The organism is Thioclava sp. UBA3469 (assembly GCF_002378135.1).
Taxonomy (GTDB): Bacteria; Pseudomonadota; Alphaproteobacteria; order Rhodobacterales; family Rhodobacteraceae; genus Thioclava; species Thioclava sediminum.
In genome coordinates, this window is the sequence record NZ_DFRG01000217.1 from 1 (window position 1) to 12,416 (window position 12,416).

The 12,416-nt window shown below is 62.4% G+C and carries 13 protein-coding genes; 5 read left to right on the forward strand and 8 right to left on the reverse strand.

Features of this window, described 5'->3' with window-relative positions:
• Positions 1–1,703: transglycosylase domain-containing protein (locus B3D39_RS16020; RefSeq protein ID WP_286789875.1), on the reverse strand; the 1,703-nt coding region annotated here is incomplete at its 3' end.
• Positions 1,704–1,973: 270 nt separating this feature from the next.
• On the opposite strand from B3D39_RS16020, the gene B3D39_RS16025 reads away from it, so the two are divergent.
• Together B3D39_RS16025 and B3D39_RS16030 are read left to right on the forward strand one after the other, a co-directional pair.
• On the forward strand, positions 1,974–2,312 hold the full coding sequence (locus B3D39_RS16025) for a P-II family nitrogen regulator (protein ID WP_078522388.1): 339 nt from the start codon (positions 1,974–1,976) through the stop codon (positions 2,310–2,312).
• A gap of 25 nt (positions 2,313–2,337) precedes the next feature.
• Entirely contained in the window at positions 2,338–3,666 is a 1,329-nt protein-coding gene (locus B3D39_RS16030) for an ammonium transporter (RefSeq protein ID WP_172976213.1), read from the forward strand.
• Positions 3,667–3,737: 71 nt separating this feature from the next.
• Here B3D39_RS16030 and B3D39_RS16035 read toward each other — a convergent pair whose 3' ends face one another.
• The 6 genes from B3D39_RS16035 to smpB all read right to left on the reverse strand — a co-directional run bounded on the left by B3D39_RS16035 (position 3,738) and on the right by smpB (position 9,616).
• Entirely contained in the window at positions 3,738–5,300 is a 1,563-nt protein-coding gene (locus tag B3D39_RS16035; RefSeq protein ID WP_274963638.1) for a DHA2 family efflux MFS transporter permease subunit, read from the reverse strand.
• Between the two features lie 3 nt (positions 5,301–5,303).
• Positions 5,304–6,434, reverse strand: coding sequence for an HlyD family secretion protein (locus B3D39_RS16040; protein ID WP_274963637.1), 1,131 nt, complete (start codon positions 6,432–6,434; stop codon positions 5,304–5,306).
• Positions 6,427–6,879 (reverse strand): MarR family winged helix-turn-helix transcriptional regulator, encoded by a 453-nt coding sequence (locus B3D39_RS16045; RefSeq protein WP_274963636.1) that lies wholly within the window; start codon positions 6,877–6,879, stop codon positions 6,427–6,429. Before B3D39_RS16045 ends, B3D39_RS16040 begins: the two co-directional genes overlap by 8 nt.
• A 141-nt stretch (positions 6,880–7,020) precedes the next feature.
• Positions 7,021–8,202 (reverse strand): aromatic amino acid transaminase, encoded by a 1,182-nt coding sequence (locus B3D39_RS16050; protein ID WP_274963635.1) that lies wholly within the window; start codon positions 8,200–8,202, stop codon positions 7,021–7,023.
• The gene (gene sseA / locus B3D39_RS16055; RefSeq protein WP_414718019.1) at positions 8,202–9,053 is read right to left on the reverse strand and encodes a 3-mercaptopyruvate sulfurtransferase; all 852 of its coding nucleotides are present in this window, start codon (positions 9,051–9,053) and stop codon (positions 8,202–8,204) included. Before sseA ends, B3D39_RS16050 begins: the two co-directional genes overlap by 1 nt.
• Before the next feature lie 89 nt (positions 9,054–9,142).
• Positions 9,143–9,616 (reverse strand): SsrA-binding protein SmpB, encoded by a 474-nt coding sequence (gene smpB / locus B3D39_RS16060; RefSeq protein WP_083076202.1) that lies wholly within the window; start codon positions 9,614–9,616, stop codon positions 9,143–9,145.
• 103 nt (positions 9,617–9,719) lie between these two features.
• Here smpB and B3D39_RS16065 point away from each other — a divergent pair, with 103 nt between their 5' ends.
• On the forward strand, positions 9,720–10,169 hold the full coding sequence (locus tag B3D39_RS16065) for an ion channel (RefSeq protein WP_078541739.1): 450 nt from the start codon (positions 9,720–9,722) through the stop codon (positions 10,167–10,169).
• A gap of 62 nt (positions 10,170–10,231) precedes the next feature.
• On the opposite strand, the gene B3D39_RS16070 is transcribed toward B3D39_RS16065, so the two are convergent.
• Positions 10,232–10,684, reverse strand: coding sequence for a DUF302 domain-containing protein (locus B3D39_RS16070; RefSeq protein WP_274963633.1), 453 nt, complete (start codon positions 10,682–10,684; stop codon positions 10,232–10,234).
• 166 nt (positions 10,685–10,850) lie between these two features.
• On the opposite strand from B3D39_RS16070, the gene msrP reads away from it, so the two are divergent.
• A complete protein-coding gene (gene msrP / locus B3D39_RS16075) occupies positions 10,851–11,780 on the forward strand; it encodes a protein-methionine-sulfoxide reductase catalytic subunit MsrP (RefSeq protein ID WP_274963632.1) in 930 nt (309 codons plus the stop codon).
• Positions 11,780–12,385: a protein-methionine-sulfoxide reductase heme-binding subunit MsrQ gene (gene msrQ / locus B3D39_RS16080; RefSeq protein ID WP_286789876.1), complete on the forward strand. Its 606-nt coding sequence runs from the start codon at positions 11,780–11,782 to the stop codon at positions 12,383–12,385. The genes msrP and msrQ overlap by 1 nt, the downstream gene beginning before the upstream one ends.
• Positions 12,386–12,416: the final 31 nt, after the last annotated feature.

The window sequence follows — 12,416 nt, forward strand, 5'->3', positions numbered from 1 at the left end:
AGGCCATGGGGCTGCACCGAAGAGCCGCCATTGAGGATACCCGCATAGGCCCCCGTCATGTCGAGCAGGTCCGATTCCCCCACGCCAAGCGCCACCGAGGGGAGGTTCGGAAGGTCCTGCGCGAAGCCGAACCCTTCCGCGACCTTGATGACATTCTCGCGCCCCACCGCTTCGGAGACGCGCACGGTGGCGACGTTCACCGAATGCTCGAGCGCCGTGGTCAGCGTAATCGGCCCCATGTAGCTGCGCTCGTAGTTGCGCGGGCTCCAATCGGGCGAGCCGGGCATCTTCACCGTGACCGGCGCGTCATCCACCATCGAATCCGGGGTGTAGCCCAGATCGAGCGCGGTCGCGTAGACGAAGGGCTTGAAGGTCGAGCCGGTCTGCCGCTGCGCCATGGTCGCGTGGTTGAACGCACCCGAGACCTTCGTGGCCCGACCGCCAACCATGCCGCGCACGGCGCCATCTGCGCTCATCACGACGATCGCGGATTCGGCCTTCGAGCCTTTGGAGACCTTGTTGTCGTAGACCGACTTCATCGCGTCTTCGGCCGCCGACTGGATGCGCTGATCGAGCGTTGTGTTGATGACCACATCCTCGGTCGTGTCGCGTGACAGGAAGTCGGGGATCGTGTCCATCACCCAATCCGCGAAATAGCCGCCCGCGCGTTTCTGGGCCGCTTGGCTCAGGGTGGCGGGGTTGTTCTTCGCGTCGAGATATTGCCGGTCCGTCAGGTAGTTTTGCTCATGCATGAGGCTGAGAACGGTCTCGGCGCGTTCCTGCGAGCGTTTGAGGCTCGAGGTCGGGGCGTAGTAGCTCGGGGCTTTCAGAAGGCCCGCCAGCATCGCGGCCTGCTGCGGATCGACATTGGCCGCCGAGATGCCGAAATAGCGCTCCGACGCGGCCTCGAAGCCGCGCGCACCCGCACCGAGATAGGCGCGGTTGAGGTAGATCGAAAGGATTTCATCTTTCGAGTATTTCAGTTCCAGCGCGAAGGCGTAGGGCACTTCCTTGATCTTGCGGCGCAGGCCGCCCGAACGGCAGTCATTCTCATAGGCGGCTTCGTTCTTCCATTTCTTCGGGTCGAACTTCACGCCGAGGCACAAGAGCTTCGCGGTCTGCTGCGTGATGGTCGAGCCGCCGTTGCCGTCGAACGGCCCGCGCCCTTCGCGCATGTTGATCGCCATTGCCGAGGCGATGCCGCGCGGCGAGATGCCGAAGTGATGGTAGAAGCGGCGGTCCTCGGTCGCGACCACGGCGTCGCGCAGATAGGGCGAGACGTTTTTCGCGTCGATCTGGCCGCCGAAGGTCTCGCCGCGCCAGGCGAAGACCTTGCCCTGATCGTCGAGCATCGTGACCGAGCCGCGGGTGCGGCCGTCGAGCAGCTTCGTGTAGTCAGGCAGGGTCGAGTAGAAATACAGCGTCGCTGCGCCCACCACGAGGGCGACGATCATCGCGAGGCGCCAGCCGACGCCCCAGACGACCCGCCAGATCAACCGAGCGAGGCCGATGATCAGGCCGGTGACCGGCCCGTTGCGCCGCGGCGGCTTGCCTCGGCCGCCACCGCCACCTCCGCCGTTACCTCCACCCCGGCGCGCATTCTTGCGCGGCTTGGTGGGTTTCGATGCCTTGGGAGGCTGCTTCGACGAGGAATAGCGCTTGTCGGCCACGAGGCGCCCGCGCCCTCCGCCTTTCTGAGTCATCTGCCTGTTCCGCTGCCTGCGTTTTAATTGCGCGCAATCTACACGGGCCGACCCGAGATGTGCACCCGCGAAAAATCACGTTTCAGATTTGCAATGTGATTAAAAAAGCGGCAAAGCGCACAAATTGTGCAAATTTGAGCCGGAATCCGCTGAGGCTGCTACTCGGACGGAACCTCGTTTCCTTGTGTGAAAGGGGGACAGCGGGCCTTTTAACACCGTGCGATGTCACCAAGCGGGCATCGAAAGGGCTGAACAAGGAAGGGATGTCAGGTGAAACTCATCATTGCAGCAATCAAGCCGTTCAAGCTGGAGGAGGTGCGCGAGGCGCTCACCACCATCGGCGTGCGCGGAATGATGGTGACCGAGATCAAAGGCTTCGGTGCCCAGTCGGGTCACACGGAAATCTATCGTGGTGCCGAATACGCCGTGAACTTCGTGCCGAAGGTCAAGCTGGAGATCGTCGTCGCTGACGGCCTCGCCGACGAGGTTGTCGACACGATCATGAAAGCCGCGAAAACCGACAAGATCGGCGACGGCAAAATCTTCGTTCTCGATGTCGGGCAGGCGGTTCGCGTGCGCACCGGCGAATCCAATGACGACGCGCTTTAAGGCGCGACAGGGGGAAAGTAGGAAAATGAACAAGCTTTCGAAAATCACTGGCCTTGCGGTTGCGATGACCGCGGTGGCCCTGCCGGCGCTGGCGCAAGACGCCGCCCCGGTCGATCCGCCGGCCAATGAGATCGGCTTCATCCTGAACACCTTCATGTTCCTCGTCACCGGCTTCCTGGTGATGTGGATGGGCGCGGGCTTCTCGATGCTCGAGGCTGGCCTCGTGCGCTCGAAGAACGTGACCATGCAGTCGCTGAAGAACATCGCGCTCTTCGCGATCGCGGCGATCATGTACTACCTGATCGGCTACAACCTGATGTACCCGGGCGACGGCTGGTCGATCAACGGCGTGCTCGGTGCCTTCTCGACCACCTCGCTCGAGCCCGTTGGCGTCGGCGCGGATTCGGTCGACCTGACCTACGCTTCGGTCGGTTCGGACTTCTTCTTCCAGCTGATGTTCTGCGCCACCACCGCGTCGATCGTTTCGGGCACCCTGGCCGAGCGCATCAAGCTGTGGCCGTTCCTGATCTTCACCGTGATCCTGACGGGCTTCATCTACCCGATCCAGGCTTCGTGGAAATGGGGCGGTGGCTTCCTGGACGCAGATTTCGGCTTCCTCGACTTCGCTGGTTCGACCGTCGTGCACTCGGTCGGTGGCTGGGCAGCTCTCGCAGGCGCTCTGATCCTCGGCCCGCGTATCGGCAAGTATAAGGACGGCAAGGTCCAGGCTATGCCCGGTTCGAACCTGACGCTCGCCACGCTCGGTACCTTCATCCTGTGGCTCGGCTGGTTCGGCTTCAACGGCGGTTCGCAGCTCTACATGAACACCGTGGGCAACGTCGCCGACATCTCGCGCATCTTCGCCAACACCAACACGGCAGCCGCCGGTGGCGCGATCGCAGCGCTGATCCTGACCCAGATCCTCTACAAGAAGCCGGATCTGACCATGGTTCTCAACGGCGCTCTGGCTGGCCTCGTGTCGATCACGGCTGAGCCGCTGACCCCGAGCCTCGGTGCAGCGACCATCATCGGCGCGATCGGCGGTATCATCGTGGTCCTGCTGGTTCCGATGCTCGACAAGCTGAAGATCGACGACGTCGTGGGCGCTATCCCGGTCCACCTCGGCGCTGGTATCTGGGGCACGCTGGCTGTTCCGATCACCAACCCGGACGGCACCTTCTACGGCCAGATCGTCTCGATCATCATCGTCGGCATCTTCGTCTTCGTGGTCTCGGCAATCATCTGGTTCATCCTCAAAGCCGTCATGGGCATCCGCGCCCCGGCGGAGGACGAGATGATGGGTCTCGACAAGGCGGAACTCGGCATGGAAGCCTATCCGGAGTTCGTCAACTAAGACGTCTCATCCAAGACAAAGCGAAAGGCCCGGGAGCGATCCCGGGCCTTTTCATTGCGTCTGGTTTCGGCTTACTCGGTGACCGGAGCGCCTTGCGGCTTCTGGCCTCCGCCGCTGTTCTGGTAATCCGGCTTGCGCAGGAAGAAGACGAGCGGGATCGCCGCCAGCGTGACCCACATCATGAACTTGAAATCGTCCACGTATGAGATCATCGCCGCCTGCTGCGTCGCGAGGTTGTTGAGGACCGTGAGCGCCGCCTCTCGCGACATGCCGCTCGCGCCGTTCATCACGCTCGAGAGGTTCTGCGGATTGATCGCCGAGACGATCTCGGAATGGTTCACCGCGATATTGTGGGTGAGCAGCGCGGTCACGATCGAGATCCCGATGGACGAGCCGATATTGCGCAGAAGCGAGAACAGCGCCGTGCCGTCGCCGCGATATTCCGGGGCGAGCGTGGCGAAGGCCAGCGTCGAGATCGGCACGAAGACCGAACCCAGTCCGAAGCCCTGAATCACGCCCGAGATGATGATCCATTTTGGCCCCATCTGCGGCGAGAAGGTCGACATGATGTGCAGCGAATAGGCGGTTAAGGACAGCCCGACCACCACGAGGATGCGCAGGTCGATGACCTTCACCAACCGCCCGATCAGCAGCATCATGATCATCGCCCCCACGCCGCGTGGCGACATCACGAGGCCCGTCGTCAGCGTCGGATAACTGAAGATGTTCGACAGCATCGGCGGCAGCAGCGCCAGCGAGGCGAGCAGGATGATCCCGATCACGAAGATGAACAGCAGCCCCATCGAGAGGTTGCGGTCGAGGAACATCTTCGGTTCGAGGAAGGGCTTCTTCGCGCTGAGGATCCACACGAGGAACACCCAGAACCCGCTGATCGCGAGCGCGGCCTCGATCCAGATTTCGCGCGAGGCGAACCAGTCGAGATCGGACCCACGGTCGAGCATCATCTGCAACGACCCGATCGCCACCGCCAGCGCCGCGAAGCCGAAGAAGTCGAAACCGATCTTCTTCTTGGGCGTTTCGGGCAGGAAGAAAGCAGAGCCCGCGATGGCGATCATCCCGAGCGGCACATTGATGTAGAACACCCAGCGCCAGTTGATCACCTCGGTCAGATAGCCGCCCAGCGTCGGGCCGATGATCGGGCCGAGCATGATGCCCGCACCGAACATCGCCATCGCCTGCCCGTGCTTCTCGCGCGGGTTGATGTCGAGCATGAAGTTCTGCGCGAGCGGCACGATGGCCGCGCCGAACACGCCCTGCATGAGGCGGAAGATCACCATCACGTCGAGCGACCACGCGATCCCGCAAAGCATCGAAAAGACGACGAAGCCGATCACCGCGACCATGAAGATCTCGCGCCGCCCGAAGCGGTTGGCGAGCCACCCCGACAGCGGGGTCACGATGGCCGCGGCCACAATATAGGAAGTCAGCACCCAGTTGATCGTATCGCGCGACGCGCCGAGGTCGGCGCGCATGTCGGGCAGGGCCACGTTCGCGATGGTAGTATCGAGCACCTGCATGATCACGGCCAGCATCAGCGACGCCATGATCAGCGCGCGATGCGGCACGTTATGCGGGTCGATCCCCTTGGGTTGTTTCTCTGCGGCCTCGGCCATGACTTACTGCCCCTGTTGGGTCGTGCCCGCCACCGCGGCCGAGCTGTTCGCCTTGTCGAGGATGCGCTTGTAACGCGGCTGCGAGGCGGTATCGACGGTGACGCTGGCCGACAGACCCGCGCGCAGGCCGTCGAGATTCGCGCCCTCGTCGAGACGCAGGCGCACAGGCACGCGCTGGGTCACTTTCACCCAGTTGCCGGTCGCGTTCTGTGCCGGAAGGATCGAGAACTCGGCCCCCGTGCCCGCGCCGACCGCGTCGACCGTCGCGTGATATTCGCGATCCGGGAAGGCGTCGAATTCGACCGTCGCCGACTGGCCCGCTTGCATATGGGTCAGCGAAGTTTCCTTGAAGTTCGCGATCACCCAGACGTCGCTGGTGTCGACCAGCGTGAAGAGGCTGGCGCCTGCGCCGACCATCTCGCCCGGTTTGAACGAGGAGGCTTGGTAGATGATGCCGTCAGTGGGCGCATCGACCTCGGTCTGCGAGAGGTTGTACTTGGCGTCATTGACCGCCGCGATCGCCGATTTCACCGAAGGGTGCTCGTCCACCTGAATCTCGGGATTGCCGTTGAGCGCAACCTTGGCCGACGCCACTTTCTGCTTGGCCGCGGCCAGCGTGTTCTGCGCGGCTTGCGTCGCCGTGCGCTGCTGGTCGAGCGCCTGCTGCGTCGTGGTGCCGGATTTGATCAGCTTTTCCTGACGGTTCAGCTGTTTCTCCTGATAAGCCGCATTATCCGCTGCCTGTTTCTCATCGGCGAGCGCAGCCTTGTAGGAGGCGCGAAGCTGTTCGACCTGAAGGCGGGCCTGCGACAGCGCAGCCTCGGCCTTTGCCAGCGCCAGCTCGTAGGGTTTCTTGTCGAGCTCGAACAGCGGCGCGCCTTTTTTCACATGCTCGTTGTCATGCACGAACACCTCGGTCACACGGCCCGAGATTTGCGAGGCGACGGGGATTCTCGCCATCTGGAAATTGGCGTTCTCGGTGCTTTGCGAGCCACCGGCGCTCAGCCAGTACCACGCGCCGCCCAGTACGATGAGGGCGGGCACGAGAATAAGGAGCCAGAATTTCGGCCCCTTCTTCTGTTTCTGTTTCGGTTGGTTTGCCGCGCTGTCCGCGGTCGGGTTCTGGTCACTCATGATTTGTCTCTGACGTGGAGGAGGTGTCTTCGGAGAGGTTACGGATGATCGCCCGCAGGGTGTTCAGTGCGGTCGCGACTTCGTCATCGCTCAGCCCGGCCAGTGCCTGCTCGTAGATGTCATCCGCGATGGAGCGAGCATTCTCGAACGCGTTGCGCGCCTTGGCCGAGGGATGCACGAGCTTGACGCGTCGATCGTTCGGATCAGCTTTGCGGCAGACCCAGTCGGCTTCTTCCATGCGGTCGACGAGGCGCGAAACCGAAATCGGTTCGATTTCGAGCAGCTCGGCCAGCCGGGCCTGCGCCAGCGCGCCCTCCTTCTTGAGGTAGACGAGCAGCCGCCATTGCGCGGTCGTCAGGCCGAACTCGTTGGCGCGTGCCTCGAAGCGACGGCGGATCAACCGCGTCGCGTCATGCAGGAGAAAACCTAGGCTCTGATCGGGCATCCGGGGCTCCGTTGAAATTAAAGTAAGCCTCTATATTATGAGCCTGCTTATTATTTCAAGGGCGCAATGCGGAAAAATCCGCGACGAAAAACGGCGGCCCGAATGGACCGCCGTTCTGAATTTACTTGTTGTCGGAAGCGTTTAGACGCCAGCGTCGATCAGCGCGCGGGCCAGAAGCGGCACGCTGTTTTTGTTAAGGCCCGCGATGTTGATACGCGAGTCGCCGACCATGTAGATCGCGTTGCCTTCCTTCATCGCAGCGACCTGCTCGGGCGTCGCACCAAGACGCGAGAACATGCCGCGGTGCTCTGCCACGAAGTCGAAGCGGTCGGAATTGGACAGCTTGCGCAGTTCGTCGGCGAGTTGCTGGCGCAGCTCCAGCATGCCGGTGCGAACCTCTTCCAGCTCGGCTTCCCAATCGGCGCGCAGCTCGGGATCGGTGAGCACGCGGGTGACCAGCGCCTGCCCGTGATAGGGCGGGAAAGAGTAGGTCTGACGGTTGAGATAGGCGAGGTTGCCCTGAACGGTTTTCTTGGTCTCTTCCGAGCCCAGAACCATCAGGCAGCCGGTGCGCTCGCGATAGATACCGAAGTTCTTCGAGCAGGACGCCGCGATCAGCACTTCCGGCAGACGCTCGGCGATCAGGCGGGTGCCTGCCGCATCGGCTTCAAGACCGTCCCCGAAGCCCTGATAGGCGAGGTCGATCATCGGCACGGCGCCGGTCTCAGCCAGCAGATCGGCGACCTTGCCCCATTGCTCGAGCGTCAGGTTCGCGCCGGTCGGATTGTGGCAGCAGCCGTGCAGCAGCACGATGTCGCCTTCCTTGGCGCCCTTCAGGTCTTCCATCATCGCGTCGAAATCGACCGAGCGGGTCTCGGCATCGAAATAGCGATAGGTGGTGAAGTCCTGATCCATGAACTTCAGGATCGAGAGGTGGTTCGGCCAGGTCGGGTCGGAGACCCAGATCTTGGTGCCGGGGTTCGCGATGCGGGCAAGCTCGAAGCCCATGCGGCAGGCGCCGGTGCCGCCCACGGTCGACAGGCACGCCAGACGATCGGCCGGGTAGCCCTTGCCCAGAACCATCTCGGCCATTGCGGCGTGAAATTCCGGCTGGCCGGCGAGGCCAGCGTATTTCTTGGTGGTCTCGTTGTCCCATACCTGCTTTTCCGCCTTGTGAATGGCGCGCATGATCGGGGTTTCGCCTTCGGCGTTCTTGTAGACGCCAACGCCGAGATCGACCTTCTGGTCGCGCTCATCGGCACGGTATTCTTCCATCAGCGCAAGGATTTTGTCCGGCGCCTGCGGCTTGAGATTGTTCAGCATCATGCTTCTCCCGTTGCGACCTTGAGGTCGTTATACATGCCCCATTCCGACCAGGACCCGTCATAGAGCGACCAGTCGGACTTGCCGATCAGTTCGAGCGCGAGCGACAGGATCGCGGCGCTGACACCGGAGCCGCAGGTCGTGATCGCGGGCTTCGACAGGTCGACGCCGGCGGCCTCGAACCGGGCCTTGATCTCTTCTGGGGATTTGAAGGTGCCCTCGGGGGTCAGCAGTTCGCCGAAGGGCAGGTTGCGCGAGCCGGGGATATGACCCGAACGCAGCCCCGGGCGCGGCTCCGTGCCGTTGCCGAGGAAGCGCTCGTTCGGGCGCGCGTCGATGATTTCGTGATCGCCGAGCTTGCTGGCATGGGCGACCTGCGTGACGTCTTTCACCAGACCGGGGTGGCGTTGCACCGTCATGTGACGGTCGCGCACCATCGGCGGCATGTCTTCGAGCGGGCGGCCCTCGGCCTCCCATTTCGGCAAACCGCCATCGAGCACCGCCACATCCGTCTTGCCCATCAGGCGGAAGGTCCACCACACGCGCGGCGCGGAGAAGATCGAGTGCTGATCGTAGATCACGACCTGATGGCCGTCGCCGACGCCCATCGCGCGCATGCGGCTGATGAACTTCTCGGGCGGCGGCGCCATATGCGGCAGGTCCGAGCGGTTATCGGCGATATCGTCGATATCGAAGAAGCGCGCACCGGGGATGTGCTTGGCGTCATAGGTCGCCCTCGCATCCCGCTCCATCTGCGGCAGGAACCACGAAGCGTCCAGAATGCGCAGGTCGGGGTCCTTCAGATGGGCAGCAAGCCAATCCGTCGATACGAGCGTTTTCGGGTCATCCATCGTCATGCGCCTCTTTTGCCGGTCGGGATTGCTTAGACTCAGCGGCGCGCAAGACGCAAGGGCAGGGCGGGTAAATCCGCCCCGTGCCCCTAGTAATTCTGCTTCAGAAGGCGCTGTTTCTGGCGGTTCCAGTCGCGTTTCGCCTCGGTTTCGCGCTTATCGGCCTGCTTCTTGCCCTTCGCGATCCCGATCAGGACCTTCGCGATGCCCTTCTCGTTGAAGTACATCTTCAGCGGCACGATGGTCATGCCCTCGCGCTGGGTCGCGTTCCACAGACGCGCCAATTCGCGCTTGGAGACGAGCAGCTTGCGCTTGCGCCTCTCCTCGTGGCCGAAATGCGTGGCTTGGTTCAGGCTCGCGATATAGGAGTTGATCAGCCACAATTCGGCATCCTCGACCGAGGCGTAGCTCTCGGCGATGTTCGTCTGACCGACGCGCATCGATTTCACCTCGGAGCCTTGCAGCACGATGCCCGCCTCGAGTGTGTCCTCGACGGCGTAGTGATAACGTGCCTGCCGGTTCTCGGCGATCAGCTTGGAATTGGGGTCTGAATGCTTTGCCATAGTCGCATCGAGATAGGGCAGGCAAGCGGCTCTGTCCAGTGCGGCACCGCTACGCTTGACGCCCGTGCGGTGGCGCGAAATAGCTAGGGCAGGAGGAACGCCCATGATCATTCAGATCGCCATCGGTTCGGTGATGATGCTTTTGACTGTGTGCATCGCCGCGCTCAGCGCCTGGGCGATCGAGGCGACGTTCTCGCGGCTGCATTGGTGGATGCTGCGTGAGCCGCACCGTCCGAAACTGATGCTGATGGTTGTCGTCGCCGCGCTCTGGGCGCTGGCGATGGTCACGGCGGGCGTCTGGCTCTGGGCCTTCTGCTTCCGCATTCTGGGCGTGTTCAACACGATGGAGCAGTCAGTCTACTTCTCGCTCGTGAGCTTCACCACGCTGGGATACGGCGACATCCTGCTTTCGCATCAATGGCGCATCCTTGGCGGGATGGCGGCGGCGAACGGGCTGCTGAATGTGGGACTTCTGACCGCGCTGCTGGTCGAGGTGATCCGGCATGTGCGCAAGAGCCAGCTGGAGGCCCGGGCCGAGCGCGGCGCGAGCTGAGCCGCAAAACTCGCGCGCGCGGGTGCGCACGCGAGCTATATATCCGTCAGTCGAGATACCCGTCAGTCGAGCATCAGCGCGTCTTTGACGATCCCGGTCAGCATATTGGTCACCGGCTGCATCGACTCTTCGTCATAGGAGCGGAAACCCACCGTCACGTGATCCGTGTCCTCGGGTGTCTGGTAGACGAAGATCGTGTAGGGGCAGTACTGGAAGTTGGTGATGTCGGCCTCCATCACCTCGCGCGATGTCTGCGCCGAGCAGAAGGAGAACACGTCCGCGCCGGTGAAAAGCGTCTTGGTGCTGCCCACGGCGTCTTTCGTGCGCTCCAGCATGTCACCGGTATGGCTGACGTGATCGACCACGAGCCCCGCGCCGATGATTGCGTTTTGCACTGCGAAGGTGACGTTGTCGAAGGTGTCTTCGGTGGTCCAGGTATGGGCGTCCTCAGCCGTTGCTGCGCTCGCTCCCACAGTGATGACCGCCGCAAGTGCGGCGCCGATGAAGCGTTTCATCTCTCTCTCCCTTGTCTCCCAAACGGAGGACTTTGCGCCGTCCGTTGATCCAGTCTCGATAGTGGCGCGTATTTTTATACGTGCCTAGAGGTAACAATGTCGCTGTAAGCTTCGAAGTGTAAGCGACGGGCACCGCCCCATATGTAGGGGCAGAGAGGAGACTTCCATGCGCAAGATAACACCGAACGATCCGAGCTGGGCCGATGTGACGCCGAAGGCCGACTTCCTGAACCGCCGCCAAATCATGGCCGGCGCGGGGGCCATGGCGCTTGGCTCGATTGCCGGACCCAGCTTTGCCAGCATCGACGCCAAGCCCTCGAAATTCTCGACCGATGCCAAGCCGAACACCCTCAAGGAGATCACCTCCTACAACAACTTCTACGAATTCGGCTGGGACAAGTCGGACCCCGCGCAATATGCGGGCCAACTGGTCACCGACCCGTGGTCGATCGAGATCGACGGGATGGTCGACAAGCCCGGCTCCTATCCACTCGACGATATTCTCAAGCCTGTAACGCTCGAGCAGCGTATCTACCGCTTCCGCTGCGTGGAGGCGTGGTCGATGGTCGTGCCGTGGATCGGCTTCGAGCTGTCCAGCCTTCTGAACCGCGTGGGCGTGCAGCCGTCCGCGAAATACGTGGCCTTCCAGACGCTCTACCGTCCCGAGCAGATGCCGGGGCAGAAACAGGGCGGTATCGACTGGCCCTATGTCGAGGGGCTGCGCATCGACGAGGCGATGAACCCATTGACCATTCTGGCGACCGGTCTCTATGACGAAGAGATGCCGAACCAGAACGGCGCGCCGGTCCGTCTGATCGTGCCGTGGAAATACGGCTTCAAATCGATCAAGAGCATCGTGAAGATCTCGCTGACCGATAAGCAGCCGCCGACGACGTGGAACCAGCTGCAGCCGCGTGAATACGGCTTCTATGCCAATGTGAACCCGAAAGTGGATCACCCGCGCTGGTCGCAGGCCACCGAACGCCGCGTGGGTGCGGGCCTCTTTGCCGGCCGTCAGGAGACGTTGATGTTCAACGGCTACGGTGACGAGGTCGCGCAGCTCTATAAGGGCATGGACCTCGCGAAGTATTACTGATGATCAGCGCAACCCTCTCCGCCCCGATCAACACCGCACTGCGGCGCGTGCCCAGCTGGGCCGTCTATCTGGCGGGGCTGATCCCGCTGGCATGGGTGGTCTGGCTGACACTGACCGGCGGCATCGGCGTCGATCCCGTGAAAGCGATCGAGCATCGCCTCGGCAAGATCGCCCTGTGGTTCCTGATCGGCGGGTTGGCCATCACGCCCGCCCGCCGTTTCCTCGGCATTAACCTGATCAAGTATCGCCGCGCGATTGGCTTGCTGGCCTTCTTCTATGTGGCGCTGCACCTGATCGCCTGGGTGGTGCTGGATATGGGGATGCTCTGGGCACAGGCCGCGGTGGATCTCATCAAGCGCCCCTACCTCTTCTTCGGCATCACGGCTTTTGTGCTGCTGATCCCCTTGGCGGTGACGTCGAACAACGCCTCGATCCGCAAGTTGGGGAAAAACTGGCGGCGGGTTCACATGCTGGTTTACCCGGCGGTGGCGCTCGGCGTGATTCACTACCTCTGGCAGATGAAGGTGATTTCCAGCGAGGGTTGGCTCTGGCTCGGCGTCTTCATCGCTTTGATGGCTGTTCGATTCCGTACGTTTCGCTGGTGACTCGGTTGGTTTGGTTTGCTGCCCTTGGGGC

Excerpts from the sequence above, each read along its gene's own strand:
- msrQ (WP_286789876.1), top strand. The coding sequence starts at position 11,780 with ATGATCAGCGCAACCCTCTCCGCCCCGATCAACACCGCACTGCGGCGC.
- B3D39_RS16050 (WP_274963635.1), bottom strand. The coding sequence starts at position 8,202 with ATGCTGAACAATCTCAAGCCGCAGGCGCCGGACAAAATCCTTGCGCTG.
- sseA (WP_414718019.1), bottom strand. The coding sequence starts at position 9,053 with ATGGATGACCCGAAAACGCTCGTATCGACGGATTGGCTTGCTGCCCAT.
- B3D39_RS16065 (WP_078541739.1), top strand. The coding sequence starts at position 9,720 with ATGATCATTCAGATCGCCATCGGTTCGGTGATGATGCTTTTGACTGTG.
- B3D39_RS16040 (WP_274963637.1), bottom strand. The coding sequence starts at position 6,434 with ATGAGTGACCAGAACCCGACCGCGGACAGCGCGGCAAACCAACCGAAA.
- B3D39_RS16030 (WP_172976213.1), top strand. The coding sequence starts at position 2,338 with ATGAACAAGCTTTCGAAAATCACTGGCCTTGCGGTTGCGATGACCGCG.
- smpB (WP_083076202.1), bottom strand. The coding sequence starts at position 9,616 with ATGGCAAAGCATTCAGACCCCAATTCCAAGCTGATCGCCGAGAACCGG.
- msrP (WP_274963632.1), top strand. The coding sequence starts at position 10,851 with ATGCGCAAGATAACACCGAACGATCCGAGCTGGGCCGATGTGACGCCG.
- B3D39_RS16070 (WP_274963633.1), bottom strand. The coding sequence starts at position 10,684 with ATGAAACGCTTCATCGGCGCCGCACTTGCGGCGGTCATCACTGTGGGA.
- B3D39_RS16035 (WP_274963638.1), bottom strand. The coding sequence starts at position 5,300 with ATGGCCGAGGCCGCAGAGAAACAACCCAAGGGGATCGACCCGCATAAC.
- B3D39_RS16045 (WP_274963636.1), bottom strand. The coding sequence starts at position 6,879 with ATGCCCGATCAGAGCCTAGGTTTTCTCCTGCATGACGCGACGCGGTTG.